The organism is Kitasatospora sp. NPDC018058, assembly GCF_044327205.1.
Taxonomy (GTDB): Bacteria; Actinomycetota; Actinomycetes; order Streptomycetales; family Streptomycetaceae; genus Kitasatospora.
On record NZ_JBIRFA010000029.1, the window covers coordinates 79,018 to 104,936 of the forward strand.

Sequence of the window (25,919 nt, forward strand, 5' to 3'; positions counted from 1 at the left end):
GGGCAGGGCCGTGGCACCCGCTCAGCGGCACAGCTGTGCGACGAGCTCCAGCTCGTGCGCCAGTAGCCCCGGGTCGCGCGGGCCGGCATGCGGCGCGCTCAGCGACCGCACGCGGAAGCGGTTGTGCGGTGTGACGTCGTCCGCCTCACGGATCATGAGGTCCTGGAGCGGCAGCGGGATGGTGCGGTCCTGCGTGTAGCGCACGAACGTACGCGGCACCCGGCCCCACTTCGTCGGCAGCCCGCGGGCGTCCTCGCTCGCGCCGACTGCCGCCGACTCGTCCGGCTCCAGGATGTTCATCAGCGCCCGGACCTCGGCGTCCGGCCGGTCGGCGGCGATCGCCTCCTTGACGATCGCGAAGAACGCAGGGTCGCCCGAGCGCCAGTTGACCCGGCTGACGCCCAGCTCCGGCGCTGTCTGGACCGCGGGGATCTTGGACATGGAGCTGGTGGCCGCCTCGGGGGTCATCATCAGCTGCAGCACCGAGGGGTGCTCGGTCGGGCAGAACGCGGAGGCGTACACCAGGTGCGCGACCAGCTCGGGCACCTGGTTGGCGACCGCGTTGAGGGTCGCACCGCCGAGGCTTCCGCCGACCAGCACCACAGGGCCGTTGCGGCGCGCCTGACGCACCACGCCGATGACATGCGCGGCGAAGTCGCCCAGCGTCACCTTGGACATCGGGGACGGCTCGGTGCGCAGCCGCTCAAGGTCCTGCGGGCACTGGTAGGACTCGGGGAGGTACGCGCCGAGTCCGTGCCCGGGCAGGTCGACCGCAATCGCGCGGTGGCCGCGCAGACCCAGCTCGCGCGACAAGGGCTGCCAGTAGAAGGAGTTGCTCCCCGAGCCGTGGACGAGGACGAAGGTGGGCGCGCCGCGCCTGGGCCCGTCCGCGTGCGCGATGGAGGCGGCCGCGCCCATCGCGGTGACCGCTCCCGCCCCAGCCACGGCCGCCTTCAGCGCACTGCGCCGAGACGTCCCACCGGCCTTCGCGTCGCCACTCTCGGCACTGTGCTGTTCCTCGGCCATTGACGGCCCCCTCCTTGAGTATTGAGTGAAGCTTTTCGATCATGGGCCGCGACGGGGTCCGGCACCGAACCCGGAACCGGCCACGGCCTGCCGCGGCCCTGCGCCGACTCGCCCGGCCGTTGCCTACGATTCGTGGTCGAGCGGCCAGCCCTGCGTGCGCGCCGACGGGGAGGGCTCGGCCTCATGGACCGTGACCGGGATTCCGTGGAGGTGCAGGACCCGGGCCAGCGTGAGACCGCCGAGCCCGGCGCCGGTGATCGTGACGGGTCTGCGCAAGGGTGACTCCTTCGGCATCGGACCGCCCGATCGGCTCCGGCCGGCCGTCCCGGTACGGTGTCAGGCGTCGCCTTCATGTCACCGTCATCCGGCCGTCGGCCCCGCCGAACGACCGGCAGGCCACCGGTAGACGACTGTCAGACGACCGACACCGCAGGTCGCCCGGGGTTCGCCGGCCGGGCGCAGATAGACATGCGTGGACGGCCGCCGCCCACCACCGGTGGGACCGTAACCTAGGTCATCTCTGCTTCGTCCATCCGCGCCGCCACGCCTCGGCCCGGGCACCACTGTGGCGGCGTTGGGGCCGCTAGAGGCCCGGGGTGAGGAGATCAGGGACTGTCCCGGCCCAGTCCCGACGGCGCTCTCTTATTCTTCCCGCATGACGAGCCCTCAGCACGATCCCGAACGGGACGAAGCCATGGCCCGCAGCGCCATCGACGCCTACCTCACCAACCGTACGCGGTACTGGGAGCGGGCCGCTCAACAGACGAAGGCGGCCGAAGCCCAGGCCGCATACCGGGCCGCGCGCAACCGGCTCGCCCGGTGGAAGAACGAAGGCGTCGTCGACGACTGGGTCGCGAGCGCCGTCGTCGAGGCCGCCGAACAGGACGCCGCCCGAATCGGTCGCGAGGCCGCCGCCGCGAGGACCGGTCCAGCCCTGCACGCAACCGCCATCCGCCACACGGAGGCAATCCGGCGCTGGCTCGGCACCCAAGGCCACAGGCTCGCCGACAACGCGCCGGAGAAGACATAGCCGCACTCATCCGGACACTCTTCAGAGGGCTACCAGGAAGCCCCGACGGGCATTCGCCTCCACCCGGGCCGGGGCTGTTTTCCTCCGCGCCCGTTCTCGATCCGACGCCACGTGGGCGGAACATCCGCCGAAGGTGACTCCCCGCCCGGAAGGGCGACCGACGGGTTCAGCGGCGGTCGCGGGGGCGGTCGCCGGGGAGCGGGATCGCGCAGGGCGTGGGCCGCTGTGCGCAGTCTCATCGCCGAGTTCGCGGACGGTGTGAGCGTCACCGGAGTGTCATGCGCCGGGTTCTCCGACGCCATCGACCGCGCGGACGGGACGGCCGTCGCCCGCGCCACCGCACCTCACTGAGTTTCGGCACGGTGACCGCACTCGTAGGTGTTCTCGTCCTGCTGTTGTGGATCCCCCTCAAGCAGCGGCCGCGCTACTCCGGCCGAGTACGCGAGTGCAGGAGCCGAGGCTTGACGTGGTGGACAGCCGATTCCGGAAGCCCGAACCAAACCACCTTGACTAATGGTCAAGAAGTGTTGACCATTGGGGCATGCCTACCGATGATCTTCCCGAGACGTTCCACGTCACCACGGACGAGCAGCTACGCGCCGTCTCCAATCTCACGCGCCACCGGATCATGGCCGTGCTCCGCTTCGAGCCCGCGACGATTACGCAGATCGCCGAGCGAGTGGGCCTCGCGAAGGGGAGTTCCAGCTACCACGTACGGCTGCTCGAACGGGCCGGCCTGGTGAAGGTGGTACGAACGCGGAAGGTCCGGGGAGTCAACGAGCGGTACTACGCGATGGCCGCGCGGGCGATCGTGCTGCCGGATCCGGGCGAGGGCGGGCCGGATGTGCTGATGCGGCACGCCGTGGCGGACCTGGAGGCGTCGCCGGTGGACGGCGAGCGGCACGTACGGATGGCGCATCTGCGGCTCACCGAGGAGCAGTTCGCGGAGCTGGGGTCGCGGCTGCAGGCACTGGCGGACGAGTACCGGGAGCTGTCCGATCCGTCGCTGCCGGACGCGTCGCTCGTCTTCGCACTGTTCCACCCGGCAGCGCGCGAGCAGGCCGAAGGGGACGCCAAGTGACCTCGGACGTTCGGAAGTTGCCGACCGGGTTCGGGCGGCTGTGGACTGCGCAGACGGTGTCCTCGCTCGGTGACGGGGTGTCGCATGCCGCGCTGCCACTGCTCGCGTTGACGTCGACGCGGGATCCGATGGCGCTCGCCGTCGTCACGGCCGCCGGAACGCTGCCGTGGCTGCTCTTCGGGGTGCTCGGCGGTGCGCTGGTGGACCGCTGGGACCGTCGGCGCACGATGTGGGTCACGGACGCGGCGCGTGCAGTGTTACTCGCGATACCGGCGGCAGCGGCCGCGCTCGACGTGCTGAGCATTCCACTGCTCGCGGCCGTCGCCTTCCTGCTGGGCCTCGGCGGACTCTTCTTCGACACGGCCGCCACGGCCTATCTGCCGGATCTGCTCGGCCGCGACCCCGCGCTCCTGGAGCGCGCCAACTCCCGCCTGCGCGGCACCCAGACCGCCGCGTCCGGCTTCGCCGGGCCGCCCGCGGGCAGTGCCCTGCTCGCACTCGGGCGGGCGTTTCCGCTGCTCGCCGACGCGGTGTCGTTCGCGCTCTCCGCCCTGCTCGTACGGTCGCTGCCCGCCATGCCCCGGCCCGTACCGCAGGTCCGTGAGTCGCTGCTGCGGCAGGCGCGGACCGGCGCCTCGTACGTTTTCCAGGACCGGTTGCTGCTCGGGCTCGCGCTGCGTCCGGCGGTCGGGAACATCGCCTTCCTCGCCGTGGAGACCGTCCTCGCCCTCTTCACGCACGATCGTCTCGGCGTCGACACCTTCGGCTTCGGCCTGCTCCTCACGGCGGAGGCCACCGGCGGTCTGCTCGGCGCGGGCATCGCCTCCTTCCTCGGCCGACGACTCGGCACCGGTACCGCACTGACCTGCACGGCCGCCGTCGAGGGACTCGCCATCCTGGGCCTCGCCGCCGCCCCGAACCCGTACGTCGCCGGCCTCGCGCTCGCCGTCTGCGGAGCGGGCATGGGCGCCACGATGGTGCTCGGCCCCTCCCTCCGACAGGCGATCGTCCCCGCCCACCTGATGGGCCGGGTCGCCTCCACCTCCCGCATGCTCGCCATGTGCGCCGCCCCGTTCGGCGCCTTCCTCGGCGGCTGGCTGGCCACCACCTACGACGTACGCACCCCGCTCTACACCGCCGCCGGCCTCCTCCTCACCATGACCGCCGTCACGTCGACCATGACGAGCAACCGCCGGGTTGAGGCGGCGTTGCGTGCCGCCGCTCCGGCCGGTGATCCAGAGCACCCGGAATCCGGGGATCTCGTCCAGGCGGGTGCCATGTAGGACTCCGCGAGGTCGTGGAGCGAGTGCTGGGCCCAGCTCGGCGTTCCGACGCCCTGCCCGCCCTGCACTCCCTCGTCAACGGACTGGGCCGCGACATCGACGCCGTCACCGCCGGGCTCTCCACCGCGTGGAGCTCCGGCCAGGTCGAGGGACAGGTCGCAAGGGCGAAACCGCTCAGAAGGCAAGGATTCGGACGAGCCAACCTCGACCTCCTCCGCAAGCGCATACTCCTCACGCCCTGGCCCGGCTCCTTGTGACGCCGTCTGTCGGCAACCGCCGTGAGACGGCTGGAGAAAAGGGAAGCCCCGTTGCTCACACCGGCCCATGGACCGGTAGCGTAGTGATCTTCACCCGGCGCAGGCCGGTGGAGTCCCTGAAGGCGAACACCGATGACCGACATGCACGTTCGACGTGCGCAGCTTCGCCTTGACGCCGCCCTGGAGGGCCTCGCTGTCGTCTTCCGCGGGGCGGTCGCGCACCCCGAGGAGTACAACTGCGAGTGCCACTGGGGCAGCGCAGAAGAGCTCGCGCTCCTCAAGGTGCCGGGTACGGAGCTCGATCCTGACCTCCTCCGGCGGACCTGCGTCTGAGGCTGATCGGCCTCACCGGGCCCGCCCGCTGGGACGATCCACACTGGCCCCACTACACCTACTGACCACGGGGCGGGGATTCCGGGGCCGAAGCTCTCCGGGCAGGTAGAGCCATCACAAGATCAGCGACAGAGCCCGTCATTCCCCATGGCCGTGGCACCGCACGACATCGAAAACCTCTCAGCCCCTCGGCAGTTGGGAGGTTCGCGTGCCGATCCGACAAGCTCCGAAAGATGCCCAAGCCCTGGTCCTGACCGGCGTCGGGGCGGGGGCAAGGGGCGACGCAAGCTCGTGCCATGATGGTTACTGACTGGTAATCGATTGATGCACAGTCAGAGAACCGCGCACCACCGTAAGGAGTCACCCATGCGTCGACGCATGTCCGCCCTCGTCCTGACCGCAGCCCTGGCCGGCGGCGCTCTGGCGACGGTCGCCCAGGTCGCCACCGCCCAGCCCGCGGCCGCCGCTTCGATCACCGTTGACCTCAAGCAGATGCGCCAGCAGGTCTACGAGCTGCGCCAGAAGGCCAACCGGCTGGACCACGAGGGCGAGCGGGACGCGGCGCGCCGGGTCCGCGCCCAGGCCGACGCGCTGCAGCGCCGGATCGACCAGCTGGAGAAGGCCGAGGGCGACACCAGCCACCACTTCTGACGGTCGCTGGTTCCGGCGGTCATCGCCTCTGACGATCGCCGCGTGATCGGCGCCGCCCGCTCCGCCCGCCTGCCGGGCCGGGGCGGGCGTCGTCGTTTCGCCAAGGCCCCATACACGTATGCGTCACGTGCTCGGGCCCGTGCGAGCGAACGTGCTCACGACGGATCGTCGCTCCGGTTCTCCCTTCTCGTGATGTCGAGGGCTCCATCGCCCAGGACGAAGTGGCGAGCCGCATGGTCGTCAACGGTGACGCGGGGATGACTGACGCCCTGGAACGCCTCGGTCTGCAACTGGAAACGGGCCGGGTTGGCACCTTGCACGGCGCGCAGGCGCCAGGGGGCGTCGTCAGCGCTCTCGAGGTGGGGCGGTACGGCCAGGTGCAGGAGGGCGGAGGCGTTGTGGTGGGTGCCGTAGCGCGTGTGAGCCGAGGTATACGTGGCCAATCGGAGCTCGGCCTGCGGTGGGCCGGGGGCCGTCGAGGGGTCTGGAGTGGGCTGCTGTGGCGCGTCGGCGGCCGTGCGCACTCGGGCCTGGTCACGGAGGCCGGCGAGGAAGTCCGATTGATGGGCCGTCTCTGGGACCACCGTGGCGAACCAGTCGGCGAGAACCGGGCCACCGCGCCGGGCCCAGGTCTCGATCAGTTGGCCGAAGGCGGCTTCACGGCGGTGGGGCAGGCGGTGCTTGCCCGCGGTGAGGATCGCCTCGCCCGCTCCGGCGAAGGCCCGCTGGAAATCGCGCACCGGGACTCGGTCGGCGTGCTCGGCAGAGCCGACCATGCGGATGTGCAGCATGGCGCGGTGGAGGAGGGTCGCGGCGGCCGCGGCGTTGGTGCCCAAGTGTCCCTCCTGCGGGGAGCCGGGCAAGGCGCGTTGGCCGTCGTGGGGCGGTGTGGTCGCGTCGGCCCGGCGTCCGGCGGCGGACAGGTGCCAGCAGCGGTCGTCCGGGCGGAGGTCGGCCGTTGCCGCACGGAGTGTGCCGCAGTCTCCGACGCCGATCGACACGCCGTCTGCTTCTGTTCGAAGGGCGACGCCCCGGACGTCATGGGAGTCGAAGCGGACCTCGGTGACGTCGCGCAGCCGTATGTCCAGCGTGGCGGTCTCGGGAGTGGCGACGTCGTCGACGGGATAGGAACGGGCAACAGCCAGTTCGAGATGGCCGACGAGGCGGCTGCCGACCCGTTCGACCTGCAGACAGCGCACCTCGGCCGACGGCAGGTCGTAATCGGTGGCGAGGCTCTCTGCGATCTGCGGCGTCACAGCCATCACCGGGGCCATCACCCGTCCCAGATAGTCGCGACCTGGCACGTACGGCTTCGCCGGTGCAAGCAACCCGTCCAACGAGTGACCGGCGGCCGAGGCTTGGTCCAGCATCCAGGCCCGCCTATCCTCACCGAGGCCAGCCATCCACTCCAAGGCCGCCCGCGCACGACGCTCGCGCGCGCCTCGCGTGCGGGCTGTCGCCGCCCGAAACAGTGGAAAGGTGTTGTTGTCCCACACATCCGCCGCCGCGCGGATGGTCTCCCGGTCGAAGCCGCGCGCATCCGAGGAAGCGTCAGCGATCTGCACCAGCGAGCGGTCCAGCAGCGCCCCCAGCACGGCGACCGCGGAATTCCGTTGAACCGGCGCCGCTCCATGCAGCCGATCCGTATGCACACGGCGCCGTGGAGAGGAAGCAGCGAGGTTGGCCATGCCGGGATCGTCGCACGAAACACGATCACATCGAACAGGGACCTGAACACGTTCGAGCCGCGGGAGTCGGCTCTGGCCTACATGCGGGGCCTGCTGGCGCCGTTGGAGCGCAAGAACGGCTGGACGGTGGCCGAGGAGGCCGGTCACGAGGGCCCGGACCGCACCCGGCGGGTCAGGGTGGCCGTGAACGGCCGCGGGCTCATCGAGGAGCCGCGGGCCGGGCGGATCGGGCGGCCGGAGGTCGGGGTGACCGACCAGCGGGCGGCGATGGTGGCGATGGCGAGGGCGGCCTCGGTGGTGCCGAAGGCGTCGCCGATGCAGCGGCGGGCACCGGCCCCGAAGGGGGCGTAGGTGCCGGGCGTGGGGCGGGAGTCGGCGAGCCAGCGGTCCGGGTCGAAGCGGTCGGGGGCGGGGAACAGGTCGGCGCGGCGGTGCAGCAGGTACGGGCTGTAGAGGATGGTGGTGCCGACCGGTATGCGGTGGCCGCCGAGCTCCGCGTCACCGTCGGCGACGACCCGGCTGAGTATCCAGGCGGGCGGGTAGAGCCGCAGGGTCTCGGTGACGATGCGGGTGGTCAGCGGGAGGGCGGGCAGGTCCTCGTGCCGGGCGGGGCGGCCGTCGAGGACGGTGGCGAGCTCGGCGTGCAGCCGCTCGCGGACGGACGGGTGGGTGGCGAGCAGGGTCCAGGTCCAGGAGAGGGTGGCGGCGGTGGTCTCCATCCCGGCGAGCAGGAAGGTGACCATCTGGTCGTGGATCTCCTCGTCGGACAGGCCCCGTCCGTCGTCGTCGCGGGCGGCGAGCAGTATGGAGAGCAGGTCGTGGTGGTCGGTGCCGGCGGCGCGGTAGTCGGCGATGAGGCGTTTGGTGATCTCGGCGAGGTCGGCGCGGGCGCGCTGGTAGCGACGGTTGCCGGGAGTGGGGATCCGGTTGAGGCCGGGCAGCGGCATCATGACCCGCCGGGCGACGCCCTTGATGACGATGTTCATGCTGTCGTGGACGGGCAGCGGGCCGGCCTGTTCGTGGGCGGCGAAGAGGCAGCGGGCAGTGGCGGCGATGGTGAGCCGGTGCATCGCGGCGGGGACGTCGATCACCTGGCCGTCCCGCCAGGGCGCAATGGCGCCCGCGATCTCCTCGGCCATTATGGCGGCGTAGCCGGGCAGCCGTTCGCGGTGGAACGCGGGCTGGAGCAGGCGGCGTTGGCGCTGGTGGTCGGAGGCGGGGCAGGTGACGAGGCCGTCGCCGAACACCTCGCGGGCCTTGTCGAAGATCAGCCCGCCCTTGTCGTAGACGCGGTGCTCGGTGAGCAGCCGGCGGGCCAGGTCGGGGTGGCAGACGACGTAGGCGTCCAGCGGGCCGAGCCGGATCCGGACGAGGTCGCCGTGGGCGGGCAGGCCGGCCACGAACTCGTACGGGCGCCGGACGAAGGCGGGGGCGTGGCCGAGCAGGGGCAGGGCGCCGGGGGCGGTGGTCGAAGTGTACTGGGTGGGCACGGGCGTCACCTTGAGTGTGGGGGTTGGTGATCGGCAGCTTCCCCGGCCGCGATCGTCGGCGAAACGGCCGCCTCCCGGCGGCTGGGTGAACACGGGAGCGTATGCCGAACGTGTGTGCGCCGTCCGGTCGTTGACGTGAACGGGCGCACCGGGGGCGCTCGACAGGCTATCCACGGGCGCCCCCAGTGCGCCTGGACTGCGAAGCCCTTGCGGGACTACCGGTCAGTAGGCAGTGGGGAGTTGGGATGACCGACGAGCGCGCCCACGCGTTCACCGACGACGCCCTCGGCGCGTACGACGCGGTGGCGCTGGCCGCCCTCGTGCGGGCCGGCGAGGTCAACCCCCGGGAACTGGCCGCGGCGGCCGTCGCGCGGCACGGACCGTGTTCACCGCGTTCACGGCCGTCGCGGCGATCACCGCACTCCGGCAACGCGGTCCGGTGCGCCGCCAAGCCGGAACGGCCGCCTGAGGATCCGTCATGAGGCCGCCACTGACGATCGACTCCGGCGCCCTCGACGGGAGCGGCTGGGACCCCGTTGAGGACCGGGACCTCGACCAGGACCTCGGCATCACGATCGGGCGGAGCTCCTGCATGCAGCTCTACCACTGCCCCGGCTCCTTCGACCACCCGCACGCGGAATACACGCAGGAGCGGCCCGGGAGCCCGCGCCGGGCCACGGCGTCCCGTCCCGCGCCCGGCGCTCCGTCCCGCGCCCGGCGCTCCGTCCCGCGCCCGGCGCTCCGTCCCGCGCCCGGCGCTCCGTCCCGCGCCCGGCGTTCCGTCCCGGCCGGCGGCACGGCCCGGCCTCGCACCCGGCGGGACCGCTCCTGCAGTGAGGGACGCGGGCCGTCGTTGTCGGTGGTGGCTGGCACTGTGGTCCACGTGATCAACGATCTTGAAAGTGTCGACTGGTCGTCGATGAGCCATGCGTACGGGTCGGCCCACGAGGTACCGGTGTGGCTGCGGGCGATGGCATCGGCCGACGCCGGGACCCGGGAGAAGGCGTTCGACGACTACTACAGCGCGGCCCACCACCAGGGGGACGTGTACCCGTGCACCGCGGCGAGCCTGCCGTTCCTGTTCGCCCTGGCCGACGACACGGCAACCCCCGACCGTGGCGCGGTCGTCCAGCTGCTGCTCAGCATCGGGCGCGAGGCCGTCGACTGCGGCGACGACATCATCGTCGCGCCGGACGGCAGCGAGTCGACGGCCGCCGCGGACAGCGTGGCCATGATGCGCGAGTGCTCCGGCGCCTTCCTCGCCTACGCGCAGGACCCGGACCCGGGGGTGCGCCGGGCGGGCATCGAGGGCCTGGGCCTGTTCGTCGAGGACGCCGACCGGGCGTTCGGGGCGCTGCGCGAGCGGCTGCCCGCCGAGGACGGGATCGTGGAACGGCTGCTCGTCGTCCACACGGCGGCGACCCTGGCACTGCGGCTCCCCACGGCGCGCACCGCCGCGACGGCCTGGCTCGCCGCCCTCGCCGACGACCCGACGACGGAACCCGACATCCGGCTCGCCGCCCTCGTCCACCACGCCCGCTGCGGGGAGGACCGCGACGACGCCGTACCGACCGCGATCGCCTTGCTGCGCCGGCTCGCGACCGCACCGGAGCGCAGGAGCGATGAGGACGGATGCCGGTCAGGAACCGGCTCCGGAGACTGCGCGTGCGGGAGCGGGCGTGAGGGCGAGGGCGACGGCGAGACCGACACGGGGACCGACGACGAGACCGACAGCGACGCCGAGGCGGTCGCCCGGGACGGCGTTCCGCCCCAGGTCACCGCCGCGTTCGAGGACCTCGACCGGCACGGCCGGCTGCACGCCCCCACCACGTCCCTGCTGCGCACCTTCCACACCGTCCTGGACGCCCGGGTGCCCGAGCGTACGGCGCTGCTCACCGAACAACTCCGCAGCCCGGACCCCGCCGTCCGCTACGACGCGATCCGCATGGCCCAGGACCTCATCACGTCCTGGCGGGGCGAGCACACCGGCCTCGTCCTGCTCCTCGCCGACTGCCTGACGCCCGAGGACCCGTACACCGCCGCCGCGGCAGCCGAGGGCCTGCGGGCCCTGGGGCCGGTCGGCGAGCCCGCCCGCGAGGCGCTCGCCGCCCACGCCGCCGCGCACCGCACCGCCCACGGGCCGAACGCCTGGGCCGCCGCGAAGACGCTTCCGCGACGCGCGCACCAGGAGGCCGTCATGGCCCTGGCCGGCCTCGGTGATCCCCGCGCCCTGCCCTGCCTGCTGACCGCGCTGGACGGCGGCACCGACGCCTGGCGCGCGGTGCAGGTCGCCGGCCGGCTGCGCCCGGGAGCCGGTGAGCTGGTGCCGCGGCTGTCCCGGCACCTGGCCGACGCCGACTTGTCGAATCCGTGGGCCGACATGGGCACGGGCGCCCTGATGTCCGCCTTGGCCGAACTGGGTGACGCGGCCGCCGTTCCCGCGCTCACCGACGCCGTCACCGCCGCCATCCGCCATGACCAGCCGCGCATCGGGGCCTCCGCGCTGAAGGCACTCGCCGCCTTCGGCACCGAGGCCGCGTCCGCCCTGGACGTGGTCCGCCCGCTGGCCGACGCCGCGGACGTGAACCTGCGTGCGGCCGCCACGGCTGCGCTCTGGGCGCTCGAACGTGACCCGGCCGACGTCGTGCCGCGGCTGTGCGACCTGCTCGACACCCACGCACAGCACGACGCGGCCGACGTCCTCGGCCTGATCGGCCCGCCCGCTGCGGCCGCGCTGCCGCGCCTGCGCACGATGCTGACCGCCGGGTACGAGTGGACCCGTGTCCATGCCGCGACCGCCCTGTGGGACATCGCCGGCGAGGCCGAGGCCGACGTCGTCGTCCGGACGGTGCTGGCAGCCTGGGCGGAGAACGACGCGACGTCCGACACCGTGCTGGCCTGCCTGGACCGGATGGGCCCGGCCGCCGCACCCGCCCTGCCCCGCATCCGGGCGGAACTGGCACAGGCCCGCCGCAGCGGCCGCTTCGGGCGCGTCGCCAACGACGAGGACCTGCAGCGCACCTGCCGCACCGTCCTGGGCCGCCTGTCCTGACTGACCCGATGACACCGGTCCTGAACCGCGAAGACACCCGTCCTGAACCGCGAGGACAACGAACTCCCGACAGAGCAGGCACTTCGTGCCGGCTGGTCGGCGCGCGTCAGGGGCCCACCGGTGCGCCCCTGACGCGCGGCCACACCCCGCGGTGCAGACAGCGACGCCGGTCGGCCGACTGTTCAGGTCAGGCCGATGGGACGGCGCGGGTTGCCGTCGGCGCGGCAGCTGCCCCGCCGACGGTGGTCCCCAAGCGCCGGGACTCAGGCCGAGCCGCCCGCCGAGCCCGACCTGCAGACCGCCAACTGGCTCCCCATCCCCACCAGCGGCAAGTTCACCGTCACCCTGCGCCTGTACGCCCCGCAGACCGACGAGATCCCCGCCGACTGGCCGCCCGCCCTCACCCCGGCCGAAGAACCGGCCTGACGCGCCGGGGAAACCACTGCCCCAGGCCCGGCGGTACCCGTGACCGGGTACCGCCGGGCACCGCAGACCGTAGACGCCCCCGGCGGCGCGCCCGCGCCTCCTACCGCGCGTTGACCCGCGAGCGCCCCGCCCAGGGGGCGGCCGTGCGGCGCCGAACCGGCCTGGTAGCGAACCGCCCTGCGGATCCGTCCCGTGTGGTGTCGGTGGCGGATGGGACGCTGGGCGTCATGGGCGACGAGGCGCTGATGCGAGGCCGGGTCTACGGAGCCGACCACGACGACCCCGACCCCGGACCCCGGTCGGGGCACGAGTACCGCGAGCTGGTCGGCGGCCCGCTCGACGGCCTTCTCCTGGACGTCACCGGCTGGGACGCCGACCAGCTCGCCGACGGCGCCGCACTGGCCACCGAGATCGGCAAGTACGGCGCCGGCGGGCGCGCCCACTACGAACCCCGGCCCGCCGACCCGCGCCGCTGGGACTGGCAGGGGGACACTCGCTGACACCACCCCTGGACCAACCCCGGCGGCACCGCCGCGCCCGCCCGCACACACTGAAAGGACCGGTCCGCTCCCGAACCCCCGAGCGGGCAGCGGACCGGTCCCCAGGCGTCAGTGCCGGACGGCCTCGACATGCCGGGCCGGGAACAGCGGCGTGGCGACGGCCGGCCAGGAGCCGGCGTTGGCCGGCATCGCTCCGAGCATCCGGCCCGGATCAAGCCGGGCCGGCTCTTTCGGCCCACCGCCACCGCCTGAGGCCGCCCGTTCGTTCTGCCGATATGCGACCCCGTTCTCCGGCGCCATGACGTGCGGATGGTCAGGACGCCGGTTCCTGCGTGGTGTCCGGGCGGGCGGCCTGTGGTCCGGAAAACCGCTCGCTCCTCTGGGGTCCACGAGCCGAGACTGGTGGGCTGATCACATCGGACAGAAGGAGTGGGACCGCACTGACGTACAACCGAGACACCTTGCCTTTCCCTGAGAATCGGGTGCCTCCTATCACCTACGAGGGCATTCGGAACTGGGATGACCTCGATCCGGCCCGCCACCCGTTCGCCTGGGACGAGGATGAGGAAGCCCGTCTTTGCGAGCTGGTCCGCGAGTGGGTGCCACCTGTGCTCTCCGGTATGGCGGGCTGGTGGCAGGGCGAGCGCTGGTGTGAAAGCCAGGTGGACGCGGTCATCCGGGAGCGATACGGCATCTGGGCCTGGGGGTGGAGCTGGTGCTACCGCGACGGCGGGCCCATTGGTAGCTGGGTCAGCGGGCCGAGCTCGGTGACGACCCCTGACGAGACCGCGGCGCGGGCCGTGGCCGCACTCCTGGAGTGGCGGGAGTGGTTGGAGCGGTTGGCCCAGCGCTTCACGGAGCTTGCGCCGCCGCCGCAAGCCTCTCCCGGGGACCGCAGCTGGTACCTGGAGCGAGCCTGCGTCCGACTCGTGACGCACGTGCTGGACTCGGGAGCGGAGGGTGGCTGGTACGGGCAGGCCTCGATGGTCCTGAACTGGTTCCTCACCGCCACCGGTATGGGCCGGGCCGAGGCCGGGCAGGCAGTGGAGAGGGCGATCGGCGGCCGCTTCAAGAGCTGGGTCTACCCCGGACGAACGCTGATCGAATCCGTCGGCGAGGACCTCGCCGCGGGTCTCACCGGCCATGTCCCCTACCGGGACCACCGCGAGTGGGAAGCCCTGGAGGATCTCCATGACCACCACTGACAGCCTCTCGACCTGGCTGCGCGTACGCCACGAGACCGACTGGCACCAAGCACCCGCCCTGCGGCGGAACCTGCCCGCGCGGGACGGGTTCCGGGCATGGTGCGACGGACCAGTCCGCCGACGCGACCCCGGCCGCGCCGAGCGCCTGCACCTGGCCTATACCCGAGCCCGCGCCGATGCCGCCCGCCGCGCCCCACTGGACTTCGCCCTGCTGGCGGCATGGCAATGCGAGGTCCTCGGCGAAACAGAGGCGCCGTTCCGCGAGAACGACGCCTATGCGAAGGCCGGCCGTGAACGCTACGGTCTGACCCCGCACACTCAGTCTGACTTCGCCGTACGTTTGCGTGAAGCGACCGACCCAGAGGTCGCACTGGCCGCCCGCGCGGCTCGCGCATACCTCGACGTGGCGTTCTTCCACCCCTTCGCCGACGGCAATGCCCGCGCGGCCCTGCTGACCTTGACCCACGTCCTGGCCCGTGAGGACATCGTCCTTCCGGAGGTCGGTCCTCTCCAGACCACCCGCTATGCGGACGACCCGGCGGGCGCCGCCGACCTGGCCACTCTCATCGGTGTACTCAACCGCCGCCGAGGCTGAAGCCTTCAGCCGGGATCGACGACATACGTGCGATCTCCCGCAGCTTCATGCCGTCGCGGTGGTCGCGCCGCGCCCAGCGAGCCCGACGGATCAACGAACCCTTGCCCGGGGGGCCGGAGCCACCGCCAGGTCCTCGCAGCCACCGATATGACCGACCGAGCGGAGTTCACCGCAGGAAGTCCATGAAATCCCGCAACGACGGACGTGGCCGGCGGCCGGGACGAGGATGGCCAGGACGTCGCGGTCGTCACGCCCGCCTTCGAGCACGTCAGTGCCGACCTGCGCGCTGAAGCTCTCCGATCTGCGGATTCCTGCCCGATATCGGGCAGGATTCTTGGCTTCTTGCTGTTGACTCCTCTAATTTCTCGCCGTGTGCAGGAGAAAGCGAGAGAGAACGTGAAAGCACGCTTGAGCACGCGGCGACAGGCGGCAAGCGCGAAGGCTTCGGCGGGCCTTGAGCAACTTGCCCATCGACCGCAATCGATGTCTGGGATGGCTTGGCTCGCGCTCGCGGTCGTCTACATCGTGTGGGGTTCCACCTACCTCGGCATCCGGGTCGCCGTCGAAACTCTGCCTCCGTTGCTGTCGGCCGGTGCCCGCTTCATCGCCGCGGGCGCCCTGCTCATCGCTTTGCTGGCGTGGCGGCGGGGTGCCGCAGCCTTGCGTGTGGCGCCGCGTCAGCTCGCCTCTGCGGCGCTTGTCGGCCTGTTGCTCCTGGCCGGTGGCAACGGCCTGACCTTCCTCGCGGAGACGCAGTTGCCCTCCGGCTTGACTGCGTTGCTGGTGGCGCTCACGCCGGTGTGGATGACGTTGCTGCGCGTCGGCAGCGGGTACCGGCCCGGCGTCATGGCGCTCGTCGGCGTTGGACTCGGGGTGTTGGGACTGCTCGTCCTCACCGCGCCGGACCTGAGCGGTCAGACAGCGGTGACCGGGATCGTCGTGATGGTCGTCGGTACGCTGCTGTGGGCGCTCGGATCCGTCCTCTCGTCCCGACTCCCACTGCCCGGCGATGTGTTCGCGACCAGTGCCTACGAGATGCTGGCCGGCGGCACAGGTTGTCTGCTCCTGGCGATGCTGCACGGTGAGCCGTCAGGATTCCACCTGCATGCTGTTTCGGGCCGGTCCTGGGCCGCACTCGCGTACCTCGTCGTATTCGGCTCCATCGGGGCCTTCACCTGCTACGCGTGGTTGCTGCACGCGGCGCCTCTGCCGATCGTGTCGACCTACGCCTACGTCAATCCCGTCGTCGCGGTCGTTCTCGGTGCCCTCGTCCTCCGAGAGCCCCTCACCTGGAACCTCGTCATTGGCGGCACAGTGATCGTGGCCGCTGTTGCATCGATCGTCAGTGGCGAACGCCATCGCAGCAGGTAGCCGATGAGGGGACTGGAACGGGAAGCGGAAGAGCAGTTGGACGCCGGGATCGCAGGGTGCCTGGTGGGCCGTCCGTGGTCTCCCTGGATGGTGTCAGTCGTATTCGCTGCTGGTCGAGAGTGCGGTGTCCGCCGTGCGGGTTTGCTCGTTGCCGCTGAGCAGCTGGTAGCCAACCAGAGTCACCAGCACGGCGAGCAGAGCGCTGGAGGTGATGGTGGTTCCCACCCCGAGTCCGCCCTGCGCGACGGGCTTTTCCACCGCGTTCTCCGCGACCGCCCCGAGTGGCCGGGTCAGGACGTAGGCCGCCCAGAACAGTACGGTGCCCGAGATCGGGGTGAGATAGTGCGCGGCGAGGATCAGCAGCATGGCGCCGGAAAGCAGCAGGGCGCTGTCGCGGAAGCCGAGGCCCAGGCCGTTCGACAGGAAGTCACCGCTGGAGGTGCCCAGCGTGTTGGAGACCAGCGTCGCGGTCCAGTACAGGATCTCGCCTTGGATGGTGTCGATCCGTTCCACGTCCATGGTCTGCCCGGTCAGCCGCCACCCGATGAGCACGGCAACCAGCAGGATGGTCAGCACGGTCGCGCCGCCGGCGTAGCCCAGGCCGGCGGTGCGGTTCATGAGGTCGGACATCGCGGTGCCCGCGATGCTGGTGGTCAGGATCACCGACCAGAACACCACCGGCTGGAACCGGTCGATCTTCAGCTGCATCGTCAGGGTGAGCCCGAACGCCACCAGGAAGATGGCCGCGGTGGTGGCGTAGCCGAGGTGCAGCGGTGTCATCGACACGAAGTTCGATGCCGACTCGCCCAGGGTGGTCGCCACGATCTTGATCGCCCAGAACAGTGCGCCGACCATCGGCAACTTGCTCACAGCAGTCCTGCTCACGGCAGTTCCCATCCGCATCACCCATAGGCCGAATCGCTGGATTGCTGACAGCACCACTGGCGGTCCTGGGGTCGGCGTGCTTCCAGGTCCTCGTGTCGTGCCTGGCCACTGGTATATGCCGAGTCGTCACGGAACGCGTCACTCGACGACGTGGCAACCGGGTGCTTTGGGGTCTGCAGTCGCTGCCGTCCTCGGCGCGGTGCTCGCTCCACACGGCGGTCGGGGGCCGTGGAAGGCCCGACGGATGGGGCAGCTACTTGGCCATTCCAAGTAGTCGCTTGGAAAACAAGAGTAGTGTCGCTACGCTGCCTTGCCGTGATCACAAACAGGGAAGACGGATACGAACTCTCCACGGACCCGGACCGTCTGGACGTCGATCTGGTGCACCACTGGCTCTCGACTGATGCGTTCTGGGCATTGGGTCGCGGCCGGGAGACGGTCGAGCAGTCGGTACGTGGCTCACTCAACTTCGCCATCTATGAGGCCGCCGGTCCTCAGGTCGCTTACGCGCGTGTCGTCACGGACTGGGCAACCTTCGCCTGGCTGTGCGATGTCTACGTTGCACCGGCACACCGCGGCAAGGGTCTTGGCACCTGGATGGCTGGGGCTGTTCGCGACCACCTTGCCCCCTACAAGCTCAAGCGCGTCCTGCTCGCCACACTCGACGCTCACGAGGTCTACGCGAAGGTCGGCTTCGAGCCCTTCCCGCATCCCGAAAACCTCATGATCTTGAACCCGGCACCTGACGTGAATCGACCGGCCACGGGGCCAACTGATCGTTAGCCGGCCTTCGTCTCGCAGTGCTGCGGCACGGCCGTCCGGTGGTGCAACAGGGCCGCAACGCGGTGTTGCGTCGGGGTTCAACACGGGGCCGTGTTGCGCTCTGAACAGGCGTTATGTGGCTGGGAGGGGCCGAGCGGGTGTGTTGCACCGGCTGCTCGCCGGGCGGCGGTCCGGTCCGCCGACCTCGGGCCTGCCCCTTCCGGCGCGTCACGGTGCAGAACCGTGCTGTAGGACGTGCGGGGTTTCGCCGGCTGTGTGAGACATCCCTCTCCCGTCGTAGTGGCGCTGGTGGCCGGGGAAGGTTGACCATGTACTCATGACTTCCTCGCCCCGCCCGCCGCACGTCGGTGGCCGACCGGATACGATAGACGGTCCTACCGCGCTCGGGGGAGAGTCCGCTCCCGCCCGCGGATACCTGCTGGACAACGCGCGCGCCGAGGCGGGCGAGCGATTCGTCTGGCTGGCCGAGCTGTTCGACGGTGTGACGCGCGGGCACTTCGACCGACTGGGGGTCAGGGCCGGCTCGCGCTGCTGGGAAGTGGGAGCCGGTGGCCCCGGTATCCCGGAGGCGCTCGCGGCGGCCGTCGGCCCGACCGGGCACGTGCTGGCCACGGACATCGACCCGTCGTGGCTGAAGGCAGGCGACGGGTACGAGGTGCGCCAGCACGACGTGGCCGCTGATCCGCCCCCGGAGTCGGGGACGTTCGATCTGGTGCACGCCCGGCTCGTGCTGGTCCATGTACCCGACCGGGCTCGCGCGTTGGCCACGATGGCGGCAGCGCTACGGCCCGGCGGCTGGCTGCTGGTCGAGGACGCCGATACCGCTCTGCAGCCACTGGCATGCCTGGACGACAGCGGCCCTGCGCAGCGGCGGGCCAACCGGCTGCGCGACGCGGTCCGGGAGCTGCTGAAGCGCCGCGGCGCGGACCTGCGGTACGGCCGGACACTGCCGCGGGCATTGCGTGAGGCCGGCTTGGTGGATGTCGCCGCGGCGGGCTCTTTCCCGGTCGGCGGGCTGGCCTGCGACCGGCTGGAGGCGGCGACCATCCGGCACGTGCGCGGCGAGCTGCTCGCGGCCGGCCTGGCCGACGACGCCGAGATCGACGCGCACCTGGCCGCCATCCACGCGGGCGAACTCGACCTGACACTCGCGCCGCTGATCTCGGCTTGGGGGCGCCGTCCAGCCGAGCACTCTCCGGCACTCGGTTAGGTGCGGATCCAGGCGTTGTCCGGCCTGCCCACGGCGCTGTTCGTCGAGGGAGGCCGGGCAGCTTGCGCAGGTGCGCGCCGCGCGTCAGCGGAGCTGGGGGCAGGCCGCGCACGGGCTCGAAGATCACGGAGTTCTCGACGCCCCGTGATCCGAGTGGAAGGCCGTGCCTGCCGAGGCGTCATCCCCGATCCCGGCCGCTCTTGTGACCGGATGAGATCGGACCTGCGGTCAAGAGGTGGCTCAGCGGGGGCCTACGGACCATCCGACGCACGGCGCGAGGATGCGCGACGCGTTCGCACACCGGTTCTTGAAGCCGTGATCGGCCTCGGTCGTGTCGATCACAGCGAGAGGCTACGAGTCGGGGCCGCTGACGTCGATCCATGGTGCTGAGGCTCGGTGCTGGGGGCCAGATCGATTGAGACTCTGGGCGGCATCCGTACGCACCGGACCGGATCAGCTGAGACTTCGCGTAGCCACGCGTCTCGATCGATCTGGTCGTCGCAGGTCAGGGACCCGGCTTCGGGCCAGGTCATGTGCGACAGGACAGGCCGGTCCGGGTGTGGTGGCCGGGTGGTGTGCTGCTACCGCATGACATCGGGTGCTGCCAGACGATTGTCGTTTCCGGTGACGCCGACTGCGTGAGCGTGTCACTGATAGAGCGTGGACGGGCGGTCCAACCGCGCCCCTATGGCCGGGACAATCGTCTGCGACCTGACCGTCCCGGAGATCCACCGCTTGATCGGCACACTGTTCAGCCCGCCGATCACCTCCCTGGACGCGCTCCTGCACTGGTCGAACTGGCGCAGAAGCCACCAAGCTTCGGCCCGTCGCAGCCACTACCGGCAGCGACTCTCCGTCCCCTCCAGCGCGTAGATCGCGAAATCACACTGGAGTACTGGAGCCTCCAACTGCCCGCGCTGCTCCTCGCCGCCCCGCGTCTCCCTCCCGGAACTGATCCACAGGTCTTGAGCATTGCGCTGATGATCAGCCAGAAGATGCCCGGCGACGTGGCGCGGCGGCTGTACGAGGCCCGTGACGCCGGAGCCAGCCAGGCCCGGCAGGGAGCGATCCTCGCCGAGGCCCTGCGGGACGAGTACTGCAAGGACGGCGGCCGCCGCGCCCGCGGCCTTGTCGCCGAAATGAGGTGTGACTGAGTACGTCAGTCGGCGAGCTGAGCGTTCAGCGGCGGGCCTGGCATGATCGCCGTGTGACAGAGCTTTGTTTGCCCGCATGCCGGGGTGGTTGCTGATGGCTTGGTGGTCCCGTCGGCGGTCGGAGCCGGACGAGGAGTTGGTATCGGTACGGCTGCCGGCTGGCAGGGCCGCCGAGATGCCGCCGGACGAGGAGCTGGCCGAGCTGACGGCTGAGGCGGAGCTGGGCGACGATGTGGCGATGGGGAACCTGGCGACGGCCCTGTATCTGAAGGGTGACCGGGCCGGCGCGCTGCGCTGGTGGGGCCGGGCGTGGGCGGCCGGGAACGTGGTTGCCGGCTTCAACCTGGGCATGCTGCACGTGGTGGCCGGTGATGCGAACCGCGCGCAGGTGGTCTGGGAGAAAGCCGCGGCGCTCGGCGATCCGGACGCGATGCTGGGGCTCGTCAAGCAGGCGCTCGACCGTGGCGATGCGGCTGGTGTCGAGCGCTGGGCGCCGGTGATCCTCGCGCAGGACGAGGCGTTCCCGATCACCGCGCTGGGCGTGGCCTTCCGGGAACGCGGCGACCTGGAGCGCGCCGTACAGGCATTCCTGCGCGCCGAGGAGCTGGGTGACGGATACGCGATGGAGTACCGGGCCCGGATCCTGGTTGCCTGGGGGCAGCACGAGGAGGCTGACGTGCTGCGGGCACGGGCGGCGAGGGCCGAGCGGATGCTCTGAGTGGACATGGCTGTGGTCTCCACCCCGCCCGCGGCGCAGATGTGATCCACCAGCCGTTCGCGTCGTGGACCACGAGTTCCTGCGGGCCCTAGAGTGCGCGGCATGAATCTCCGCACCAAGAAGACGCTTACGGTCCTGCTCAGAGGCGCGATCGCCCTCTGTTTCTCAACGCTCTGGGGCCTCGCCCGTGGGGGCCACCTTGCAGTCACTCCGCTGGGCCTCGTGTTCGTGGCCCTGTTCGTGGCAATCGCCGGTTACACGTGGTGGTGGTACGGCGATTCTCCCAAGGCCGTGGCATTGCGGGCGAAGGCCGACGCGAAGAAGGCCGCGCGCAGCGGCCTGTAGCGGTCGCAGGCACGGCAGCTGACCCGGGGTGCCGTTGAGTCACGCCGTGGTGACCTCACTTCATCTGACGGTCGTCGCCGAATCGCTCCTTCGCCTGCCTGGCGGCGATCTCGGCGGCGTCCTCGTAGTACGACATGCGTGTGGCCTCCCGAGATCGTGTGCGGTGGTCGCGATCCTTCCCGCGAAGCCTTGCTGCTACGCCCAACGCATCTGAGCCGGGGGCGATTTGAACGGCGCCTGGCCCGCCCCTTACGCTCTGCTCTGGTGTCCCGGGCCTGGTGCGTCGCTGTGTCGTTTTCCGGCGGCCTCCTCAAAAGACCCTGCCCGGTGCAGGCCCGCCAGGAGCGGGCGGCCCCAGAGTGGGAGCGGCGCCGTCCGGTCTGCCGCCGCTGCAAGGTGTCGTTCTCGGACGAGCGGTGGGCCGAGAAGGAACGGGGCTGGAACGACGACGGGCTGTGCGCTGGCTGCCGCCAGGCCGACGCCGACCAGAAGGCACTGGAGGCAGCCGAACGCGAGCGGGCCGCCGCCGAGGCGAAGCGGCGCGATTCCTGGTGGCGGACATGTGGTCAGGCCCCTTCTCGGCGTTCGGCCGAGCGGTTCGTCGACTCGATGACCATAGCTTGCGGACCGATCCGCGATGCCCTGGAGATCACCGACGGAGCCGCCCGCTGAAGCGTCGGGAAGTCGCGCTGCCGGTCGTTGCCGGGCGCCCGCGCACGCCACGGTTCGCCGCCGATCGGTGGTGCCCGAGCGGGGCATGGGAGCGACGCCCCGGCGGCGAGACCGGCCCTGTCTCCAGAAGTCCGTCGAGCGGCACACCGATGGGTCGCCCCCCGAGCCGACGCGTGACACGAAGGGGATCGGTGACGTGGTGGCCGAGCTCCTGGGCCGACAGCGCGAGAAGGTCGCCGTCCGGGAGCTATCGGACGGCGACATCACCAGGTGAACCACTGAACCACACCCGACCGCGCGGCTACGAGGCGTGTATCAGACCATCGCCCGGGCGATCGCCTGCACGGTGATCTCACGCATTCGGTCGAAGGCCGTCTGCGGATCGTCGTAGTTACGCCAGGGGCCGGCCACCTCATGACCCATCACCTGGAACAGCTCGAACGCCAGCACCACCCGGGCATTCATGACCAGTGACCAGGCAGCCCAGCCCCGGGCGGCCTGGAGCTGCGGATGCGCCGGATCTGCCTGCTCCAGGTCGGCCAGCAGGGCGTCCACTGCTGCGGTGAACTCCGGCGTCCGGTAGGCGGCCGCCCCTGCGTTGTCGCGGGTGTTCTGTTCGAAGTACGCCCGCACCCGCAGGGCGGTCAGAAGGCTGCCGGCCGGCGCGTCGGCGAGTGCGGCGTCGACGAAGGCGTGCATCAACTCGTGGCTGCCGTGCCACTTGGCACACCAGTACTGCAGCGCGCCCTCGTGTGCCCGCAGGTGGTGCGGGTCACGGGTCGTCACCTCGGCCCAGAGCTCACGGAAGTCCTCGTGCGACCAGCCCAGTCCCATGGCAACGGCGATCTGCGCCACCCAGGGGTTGGGGTCCTCCGACGGTGCCAGCTCAACGGCCTCCCGTGCGGCCTGCTCCGCCTCGCGCAGGACGCGGTGGAACCCGCGGGCCTGCTCCATGGTCACCTCGGAGGCGTACCTGCCGCTGCGGATCTCCCAGGCGAGCTGGACCAGCGCGTCGGTCTGCAGCAGGGCGGCCACCGCGTTGCGCGGCTCCTCCTCGCGCCACAGCCGCAGCCAGTGGTCCTCCTTCGCCGCCGCCGTGCTCAGCGGCTCCATCCGCATCCAGCGCCGGTTCGCGTCACGGTTGCTGTTGCTGTTGCTCTTGCTGTCGCTGTCGGCTTCGGCCAGGTACTCGGCCACCGCGCGCCAGTCACCGCTCCCGGCCGCATCGAGCACGGCCGCCAACTCCGCGGACGGCTCGTCCCCCCGAAGCACGAGCTGCTCGCGCGGGACCAGCCTGCGCCGCAGCTCGGTCTCCCGGAGGCTCCGTCGTTCCCGGGCGACCCGCGAGACGACGAATCTGCCCGCGACGACCACGAGCACCACGAGCACCACGAGCGACAAAAAGACCACGAACTGCTTTCCTGTCTGACGGGGAGAGACCGCTTACCCGTACCGAGCGGTCCCTGAGCGGGCACCGGGCACGGACGAAGACAGAAGACAGCGCGGGCGCACCGTGCCCCAACCCCCCCGCCCTCGCACCTGCGTGCGCGGCGAGCAGGATCGTACCGGCACGGTGCACCGCCCCCATATCCAGGGCCCGGGCCCGACCGTGCCGGTGGGCACGGACAGACGCAGCGGTCCGAGGCACTCGGTCTCCCGGGTCTCCACGCAGTCCGGGCACTCCGCGGCCTCCGGCGGGTCCTCAACGCACCGGGTCCAGGGAGGCCGGGTAAAGCCGTTGGACGGTTTCGCGCCGAGCGTGGGATCTTGAAGATCATGCAACGGCCCGGCCGTGCGACGGACAGCCTGCGCGACGGGCAGCCCGCGCGACGGGCAGCCCGCGCGACGGAGAGCCGTGGTCGACAGGACGGGCCGGGGCGATCCTTCGCCACCGACCGCGACACCGAGAGAAACCGACGACTCCTCATGGACATCACCGCGACGTTCCGGCTGACCGAGGCCGACTTCCGCAAAGCGATACGCAACAGCCCGGCGGTCCGAGGCCTCTCGGTCTTCGGTGTCCTGTTCTTCCTGCTGGGCCTGCTCACCCTGGTCGTCGATGCCGAGCCGAGGATCTGGCTGGTGATCTTCGGCCCGGCGATCCTGGCGTTCGGCGAACTGGTCGTCGTCCGCCAGGCCGCCCGCAAGAGCGCTCCGCTGCTCGCCGAGCCCTGGACGGTGCGGATCACCGAGCACAACTACGCCCTCAGCACCGCCGTCAGCCAGGCCGAGGTCGCCTGGAGCGCCTACCGCCAGGTGACAGCGCGGTCCGGCTTCTGGTACCTGCAGCAGGCCAACAAGGCTGTCTCCTTCATTCCCCAGCACGCCTTCGACGAGGCGCAGCTCGCCCAGGTGTCGGCCTTCTTCGCCGACCGGCTGCCGCCGCTGAAGCGCCCTTGGTACCTCCCGTTCGCCTGATCCCGCCGCGGCGAGCCCGCCTCCGGTACCGGCGGGGAGCGCTGTGTGGTCTCAGACAGCCTGGGTCGAGCTCCGCGCCCTCGGGTCCGCTTCCCCTGCCGGCACCTCAGCTTGACGGCGAGCGGGGAAAACGGTCGCCGAGGACGAAGGCGGCGGGCCAGGTCTCGCTCAGTACCTTGCTGAGCAGGGGGTCGCTGGACTCCAGAACCTCGCTGCGGCGGACCGAGCCGTCCTCGTTGATCCGTTGGCCGCCGAGGACGACGGGGGCGCGCAGGACGTCCTCGCCCCAGGGGCCGATGGCATTGCACAGCAGGCCCTCGAAGCGGTGGCCGACCAGGTTGTCGTTGCGGACCCGCTGCACGAAGTCGTCGATTTCCGAGCGCGTCAGCCGACGGCTGGTCGAGCGGATCGACCTGGGGGGCGACGACGACCCGGCCGACGACGACCAAGACGAGACTTCCGCCTCGCGGGGCGAAACCGCCGCCGGCGAGGACCGGGAGCAGCCCGTCCCGGCGGTGCCGACCGACGCCGAACCGGCCCCGCCAACTCCGCCGGTCGCGCTTCCCTGCCAGCACGCCGGAACGCTCCTCGGCCCTGGCGGGGACCTGGTCGGCTGGAGCCGGGCCCTGGGCCTGTTCTACGTCCGCAAGGACGGCCGCGCGCTCGGCTGGATCGAGCACGGCGCCAGCCGCGTGAACGGCTGGGCCGTGCCGGTCGCGGGCACCTTCCTCGTCGACTCCACGGCCCCCGGCCGCCCGCTCGCCTGCGACACCGCCGACGCCGCGGCCCTGCTCGTCCGCCAGGCCCTGGACCAGAGCCTGATCGACGCCGTCGGCCTTGTGTGCCAACTGTGACCGGTTGCCTTGTGACTGTGCGCCATAGACGGCCAGGGTTTTCCCGCTACCTGGCCACTGCTCTTGGCCGCGTCTGAGAAGGGCGGGATTCTCCCCGCCCTCGCTCCTTCCCCCGGATCATTTGACGTTGAAGCCTCTGGGGAGGTTGCTACGGCTTCGACGGCACGGCCGGCGCGGGCATGTCTAGGGCCGCGGCGAGGGCAGCGGTGACGGGGGCGGCGTGGTCGGGCAGGTTTCGGGCGGCCCAGGCCGCGGCCAGCACGAGGAAGTCGGCCAGGTCGCGCTCCGCGGCGGCGAGCAGACCGCGCAGCTCGGTGACGGGCAGCTCGATCGCCGGGCTGTCGTTCTCCTCGGCGTCGATGGTCAATCGCACCCAGTAGCCGTGGCGTTCGGCGAGCGGGGTGGGGGTGTGGCCGAAGGAAGCCCGGCCGTTGCCGTCGACGACCTCAAGCCAGTTGCGCCACTCTGCCAGTCCGCTGCAGCAGCCTGGCAGCAGGGTGGTGCCAGCGGCGGTGTCGATGACCTGTAGGCCGCCGGAGGCGTACGTGCCGTCCATAGTGAGCAGCCCGTGGAGGAAGGCTCCGAGCGGATCGGTGGGCCGCGGCGGGCGGCCGTCGACCTCAGGATCGATGTCGTTGCACTCGGCGATACGCATCACCGCCGTGCCGACCTCGGCCGGGCCGAGCGCGCCGCTGAGCGGCAGAAGGCAATAGGCCTCGGACTCGGCGACAGGCCAGAGGGTGAAGCTGTCCCGGGCGTAGATCTCGAGGACGGGCTGCAAAACGATCACCCGGGAACCGGGGTTCCGCAGGAAATCGACCTTCTGGCAGGTGTTGCGCGGTGAACGTGCTGGTCAGCGCGTCCTGGGATAGTGACCGGGCCCAGATTGCCT

General features: G+C 71.2%; 30 protein-coding genes and 2 pseudogenes. 24 read left to right on the forward strand and 8 right to left on the reverse strand.

Annotation, left to right across the window (positions count from 1 at the left end; genetic code table 11):
* Window positions 1–21: 21 nt before the first annotated feature.
* Both ACH4E7_RS32080 and ACH4E7_RS32085 read right to left on the reverse strand, forming a co-directional pair.
* Entirely contained in the window at window positions 22–1,026 is a 1,005-nt protein-coding gene (locus ACH4E7_RS32080; protein WP_396252671.1) for an alpha/beta fold hydrolase, read from the reverse strand.
* Window positions 1,027–1,161: 135 nt separating this feature from the next.
* Window positions 1,162–1,302: pseudogene (locus tag ACH4E7_RS32085) on the reverse strand (FAD-dependent oxidoreductase); the annotation flags it as partial.
* Window positions 1,303–1,681: 379 nt separating this feature from the next.
* Here ACH4E7_RS32085 and ACH4E7_RS32090 point away from each other — a divergent pair.
* From ACH4E7_RS32090 to ACH4E7_RS32120, 7 genes are all read left to right on the forward strand, one after another.
* On the forward strand, window positions 1,682–2,056 hold the full coding sequence (locus ACH4E7_RS32090; RefSeq protein WP_396252672.1) for a hypothetical protein: 375 nt from the start codon (window positions 1,682–1,684) through the stop codon (window positions 2,054–2,056).
* Window positions 2,057–2,281: 225 nt separating this feature from the next.
* Window positions 2,282–2,407, forward strand: a complete 126-nt coding sequence (locus ACH4E7_RS32095; RefSeq protein ID WP_396252673.1) for a hypothetical protein — start codon at window positions 2,282–2,284, stop codon at window positions 2,405–2,407.
* 190 nt (window positions 2,408–2,597) lie between these two features.
* Window positions 2,598–3,137 (forward strand): ArsR/SmtB family transcription factor, encoded by a 540-nt coding sequence (locus tag ACH4E7_RS32100; protein ID WP_396252674.1) that lies wholly within the window; start codon window positions 2,598–2,600, stop codon window positions 3,135–3,137.
* Complete coding sequence (locus tag ACH4E7_RS32105; RefSeq protein ID WP_396252675.1) at window positions 3,134–4,420, forward strand: MFS transporter; 1,287 nt, start codon at window positions 3,134–3,136, stop codon at window positions 4,418–4,420. The genes ACH4E7_RS32100 and ACH4E7_RS32105 overlap by 4 nt, the downstream gene beginning before the upstream one ends.
* Before the next feature lie 23 nt (window positions 4,421–4,443).
* Window positions 4,444–4,677 (forward strand): hypothetical protein, encoded by a 234-nt coding sequence (locus tag ACH4E7_RS32110; protein ID WP_396252676.1) that lies wholly within the window; start codon window positions 4,444–4,446, stop codon window positions 4,675–4,677.
* Window positions 4,678–4,818: 141 nt separating this feature from the next.
* On the forward strand, window positions 4,819–5,010 hold the full coding sequence (locus ACH4E7_RS32115; RefSeq protein ID WP_396252677.1) for a hypothetical protein: 192 nt from the start codon (window positions 4,819–4,821) through the stop codon (window positions 5,008–5,010).
* Window positions 5,011–5,376: 366 nt separating this feature from the next.
* Window positions 5,377–5,661, forward strand: a complete 285-nt coding sequence (locus ACH4E7_RS32120) for a hypothetical protein (RefSeq protein WP_396252678.1) — start codon at window positions 5,377–5,379, stop codon at window positions 5,659–5,661.
* Window positions 5,662–5,816: 155 nt separating this feature from the next.
* Here the strand turns inward: ACH4E7_RS32120 and ACH4E7_RS32125 are convergent, their stop codons facing one another.
* On the reverse strand, window positions 5,817–7,349 hold the full coding sequence (locus ACH4E7_RS32125) for a hypothetical protein (RefSeq protein ID WP_396252703.1): 1,533 nt from the start codon (window positions 7,347–7,349) through the stop codon (window positions 5,817–5,819).
* Between ACH4E7_RS32125 and ACH4E7_RS32130 the strand changes: the two are divergent.
* Window positions 7,293–7,508 (forward strand): annotated as a pseudogene (locus tag ACH4E7_RS32130) (hypothetical protein); the annotation flags it as partial. The gene ACH4E7_RS32125 and the pseudogene ACH4E7_RS32130 sit on opposite strands and share 57 nt — an antisense overlap.
* On the opposite strand, the gene ACH4E7_RS32135 reads toward ACH4E7_RS32130, so the two are convergent.
* Window positions 7,493–8,839 (reverse strand): cytochrome P450, encoded by a 1,347-nt coding sequence (locus tag ACH4E7_RS32135; RefSeq protein WP_396252679.1) that lies wholly within the window; start codon window positions 8,837–8,839, stop codon window positions 7,493–7,495. The pseudogene ACH4E7_RS32130 and the gene ACH4E7_RS32135 overlap by 16 nt on opposite strands.
* 245 nt (window positions 8,840–9,084) lie before the next feature.
* On the opposite strand from ACH4E7_RS32135, the gene ACH4E7_RS32140 reads away from it, so the two are divergent.
* The 7 genes from ACH4E7_RS32140 to ACH4E7_RS32170 all read left to right on the forward strand — a co-directional run bounded on the left by ACH4E7_RS32140 (window position 9,085) and on the right by ACH4E7_RS32170 (window position 15,988).
* Window positions 9,085–9,321, forward strand: a complete 237-nt coding sequence (locus tag ACH4E7_RS32140; protein ID WP_396252680.1) for a hypothetical protein — start codon at window positions 9,085–9,087, stop codon at window positions 9,319–9,321.
* On the forward strand, window positions 9,318–11,891 hold the full coding sequence (locus tag ACH4E7_RS32145; protein WP_396252681.1) for a HEAT repeat domain-containing protein: 2,574 nt from the start codon (window positions 9,318–9,320) through the stop codon (window positions 11,889–11,891). Before ACH4E7_RS32140 ends, ACH4E7_RS32145 begins: the two co-directional genes overlap by 4 nt.
* A 195-nt stretch (window positions 11,892–12,086) precedes the next feature.
* Complete coding sequence (locus ACH4E7_RS32150) at window positions 12,087–12,317, forward strand: DUF1214 domain-containing protein (protein WP_396252682.1); 231 nt, start codon at window positions 12,087–12,089, stop codon at window positions 12,315–12,317.
* 227 nt (window positions 12,318–12,544) lie between these two features.
* Window positions 12,545–12,817 (forward strand): hypothetical protein, encoded by a 273-nt coding sequence (locus ACH4E7_RS32155; protein ID WP_396252701.1) that lies wholly within the window; start codon window positions 12,545–12,547, stop codon window positions 12,815–12,817.
* A 482-nt stretch (window positions 12,818–13,299) separates the two neighbouring features.
* The gene (locus ACH4E7_RS32160) at window positions 13,300–14,022 is read left to right on the forward strand and encodes a hypothetical protein (RefSeq protein ID WP_396252683.1); all 723 of its coding nucleotides are present in this window, start codon (window positions 13,300–13,302) and stop codon (window positions 14,020–14,022) included.
* The gene (locus ACH4E7_RS32165; RefSeq protein ID WP_396252684.1) at window positions 14,009–14,617 is read left to right on the forward strand and encodes a Fic family protein; all 609 of its coding nucleotides are present in this window, start codon (window positions 14,009–14,011) and stop codon (window positions 14,615–14,617) included. Before ACH4E7_RS32160 ends, ACH4E7_RS32165 begins: the two co-directional genes overlap by 14 nt.
* A 204-nt stretch (window positions 14,618–14,821) precedes the next feature.
* Window positions 14,822–15,988: an EamA family transporter gene (locus ACH4E7_RS32170; protein ID WP_396252685.1), complete on the forward strand. Its 1,167-nt coding sequence runs from the start codon at window positions 14,822–14,824 to the stop codon at window positions 15,986–15,988.
* Between the two features lie 93 nt (window positions 15,989–16,081).
* Here the strand turns inward: ACH4E7_RS32170 and ACH4E7_RS32175 are convergent, their stop codons facing one another.
* Window positions 16,082–16,843, reverse strand: coding sequence for a hypothetical protein (locus tag ACH4E7_RS32175; protein ID WP_396252686.1), 762 nt, complete (start codon window positions 16,841–16,843; stop codon window positions 16,082–16,084).
* Between the two features lie 345 nt (window positions 16,844–17,188).
* Between ACH4E7_RS32175 and ACH4E7_RS32180 the strand changes: the two genes are divergently transcribed.
* The 7 genes from ACH4E7_RS32180 to ACH4E7_RS32210 all read left to right on the forward strand — a co-directional run bounded on the left by ACH4E7_RS32180 (window position 17,189) and on the right by ACH4E7_RS32210 (window position 21,755).
* Entirely contained in the window at window positions 17,189–17,656 is a 468-nt protein-coding gene (locus tag ACH4E7_RS32180) for a GNAT family N-acetyltransferase (RefSeq protein WP_396252687.1), read from the forward strand.
* Between the two features lie 316 nt (window positions 17,657–17,972).
* Complete coding sequence (locus ACH4E7_RS32185; protein WP_396252688.1) at window positions 17,973–18,866, forward strand: methyltransferase domain-containing protein; 894 nt, start codon at window positions 17,973–17,975, stop codon at window positions 18,864–18,866.
* A 687-nt stretch (window positions 18,867–19,553) separates the two neighbouring features.
* Complete coding sequence (locus tag ACH4E7_RS32190; RefSeq protein WP_396252689.1) at window positions 19,554–19,739, forward strand: hypothetical protein; 186 nt, start codon at window positions 19,554–19,556, stop codon at window positions 19,737–19,739.
* Window positions 19,740–19,846: 107 nt separating this feature from the next.
* Window positions 19,847–20,020: a hypothetical protein gene (locus ACH4E7_RS32195; RefSeq protein WP_396252690.1), complete on the forward strand. Its 174-nt coding sequence runs from the start codon at window positions 19,847–19,849 to the stop codon at window positions 20,018–20,020.
* 175 nt (window positions 20,021–20,195) lie between these two features.
* On the forward strand, window positions 20,196–20,738 hold the full coding sequence (locus ACH4E7_RS32200) for a hypothetical protein (RefSeq protein ID WP_396252691.1): 543 nt from the start codon (window positions 20,196–20,198) through the stop codon (window positions 20,736–20,738).
* A gap of 102 nt (window positions 20,739–20,840) precedes the next feature.
* Entirely contained in the window at window positions 20,841–21,083 is a 243-nt protein-coding gene (locus ACH4E7_RS32205) for a hypothetical protein (RefSeq protein WP_396252692.1), read from the forward strand.
* Window positions 21,084–21,347: 264 nt separating this feature from the next.
* Complete coding sequence (locus tag ACH4E7_RS32210) at window positions 21,348–21,755, forward strand: hypothetical protein (protein WP_396252693.1); 408 nt, start codon at window positions 21,348–21,350, stop codon at window positions 21,753–21,755.
* Window positions 21,756–22,070: 315 nt separating this feature from the next.
* On the opposite strand, the gene ACH4E7_RS32215 is transcribed toward ACH4E7_RS32210, so the two are convergent.
* Window positions 22,071–23,165, reverse strand: coding sequence for a hypothetical protein (locus tag ACH4E7_RS32215; protein WP_396252694.1), 1,095 nt, complete (start codon window positions 23,163–23,165; stop codon window positions 22,071–22,073).
* Between the two features lie 516 nt (window positions 23,166–23,681).
* Here ACH4E7_RS32215 and ACH4E7_RS32220 point away from each other — a divergent pair.
* Window positions 23,682–24,173, forward strand: coding sequence for a YcxB family protein (locus ACH4E7_RS32220; RefSeq protein ID WP_396252695.1), 492 nt, complete (start codon window positions 23,682–23,684; stop codon window positions 24,171–24,173).
* A 106-nt stretch (window positions 24,174–24,279) separates the two neighbouring features.
* On the opposite strand, the gene ACH4E7_RS32225 is transcribed toward ACH4E7_RS32220, so the two are convergent.
* The gene (locus ACH4E7_RS32225) at window positions 24,280–24,534 is read right to left on the reverse strand and encodes a hypothetical protein (RefSeq protein WP_396252696.1); all 255 of its coding nucleotides are present in this window, start codon (window positions 24,532–24,534) and stop codon (window positions 24,280–24,282) included.
* Here ACH4E7_RS32225 and ACH4E7_RS32230 point away from each other — a divergent pair.
* Window positions 24,518–25,027, forward strand: a complete 510-nt coding sequence (locus ACH4E7_RS32230) for a hypothetical protein (protein WP_396252697.1) — start codon at window positions 24,518–24,520, stop codon at window positions 25,025–25,027. The two genes, ACH4E7_RS32225 and ACH4E7_RS32230, sit on opposite strands and share 17 nt — an antisense overlap.
* 148 nt (window positions 25,028–25,175) lie before the next feature.
* Here ACH4E7_RS32230 and ACH4E7_RS32235 read toward each other — a convergent pair whose 3' ends face one another.
* Entirely contained in the window at window positions 25,176–25,817 is a 642-nt protein-coding gene (locus ACH4E7_RS32235; protein WP_396252698.1) for a hypothetical protein, read from the reverse strand.
* Window positions 25,818–25,919: the final 102 nt, after the last annotated feature.

Coding starts and splice junctions, on each gene's coding strand:
- ACH4E7_RS32155 (WP_396252701.1), top strand. CDS start 12,545: ATGGGCGACGAGGCGCTGATGCGAGGCCGGGTCTACGGAGCCGACCAC.
- ACH4E7_RS32120 (WP_396252678.1), top strand. CDS start 5,377: ATGCGTCGACGCATGTCCGCCCTCGTCCTGACCGCAGCCCTGGCCGGC.
- ACH4E7_RS32100 (WP_396252674.1), top strand. CDS start 2,598: ATGCCTACCGATGATCTTCCCGAGACGTTCCACGTCACCACGGACGAG.
- ACH4E7_RS32115 (WP_396252677.1), top strand. CDS start 4,819: ATGCACGTTCGACGTGCGCAGCTTCGCCTTGACGCCGCCCTGGAGGGC.
- ACH4E7_RS32080 (WP_396252671.1), bottom strand. CDS start 1,026: ATGGCCGAGGAACAGCACAGTGCCGAGAGTGGCGACGCGAAGGCCGGT.
- ACH4E7_RS32200 (WP_396252691.1), top strand. CDS start 20,196: ATGCCGCCGGACGAGGAGCTGGCCGAGCTGACGGCTGAGGCGGAGCTG.
- ACH4E7_RS32165 (WP_396252684.1), top strand. CDS start 14,009: ATGACCACCACTGACAGCCTCTCGACCTGGCTGCGCGTACGCCACGAG.
- ACH4E7_RS32145 (WP_396252681.1), top strand. CDS start 9,318: ATGAGGCCGCCACTGACGATCGACTCCGGCGCCCTCGACGGGAGCGGC.
- ACH4E7_RS32220 (WP_396252695.1), top strand. CDS start 23,682: ATGGACATCACCGCGACGTTCCGGCTGACCGAGGCCGACTTCCGCAAA.
- ACH4E7_RS32090 (WP_396252672.1), top strand. CDS start 1,682: ATGACGAGCCCTCAGCACGATCCCGAACGGGACGAAGCCATGGCCCGC.
- ACH4E7_RS32185 (WP_396252688.1), top strand. CDS start 17,973: ATGACTTCCTCGCCCCGCCCGCCGCACGTCGGTGGCCGACCGGATACG.
- ACH4E7_RS32195 (WP_396252690.1), top strand. CDS start 19,847: ATGATCAGCCAGAAGATGCCCGGCGACGTGGCGCGGCGGCTGTACGAG.
- ACH4E7_RS32205 (WP_396252692.1), top strand. CDS start 20,841: ATGAATCTCCGCACCAAGAAGACGCTTACGGTCCTGCTCAGAGGCGCG.
- ACH4E7_RS32190 (WP_396252689.1), top strand. CDS start 19,554: ATGGCCGGGACAATCGTCTGCGACCTGACCGTCCCGGAGATCCACCGC.
- ACH4E7_RS32140 (WP_396252680.1), top strand. CDS start 9,085: ATGACCGACGAGCGCGCCCACGCGTTCACCGACGACGCCCTCGGCGCG.
- ACH4E7_RS32150 (WP_396252682.1), top strand. CDS start 12,087: ATGGGACGGCGCGGGTTGCCGTCGGCGCGGCAGCTGCCCCGCCGACGG.
- ACH4E7_RS32175 (WP_396252686.1), bottom strand. CDS start 16,843: ATGGTCGGCGCACTGTTCTGGGCGATCAAGATCGTGGCGACCACCCTG.
- ACH4E7_RS32125 (WP_396252703.1), bottom strand. CDS start 7,349: ATGGCCAACCTCGCTGCTTCCTCTCCACGGCGCCGTGTGCATACGGAT.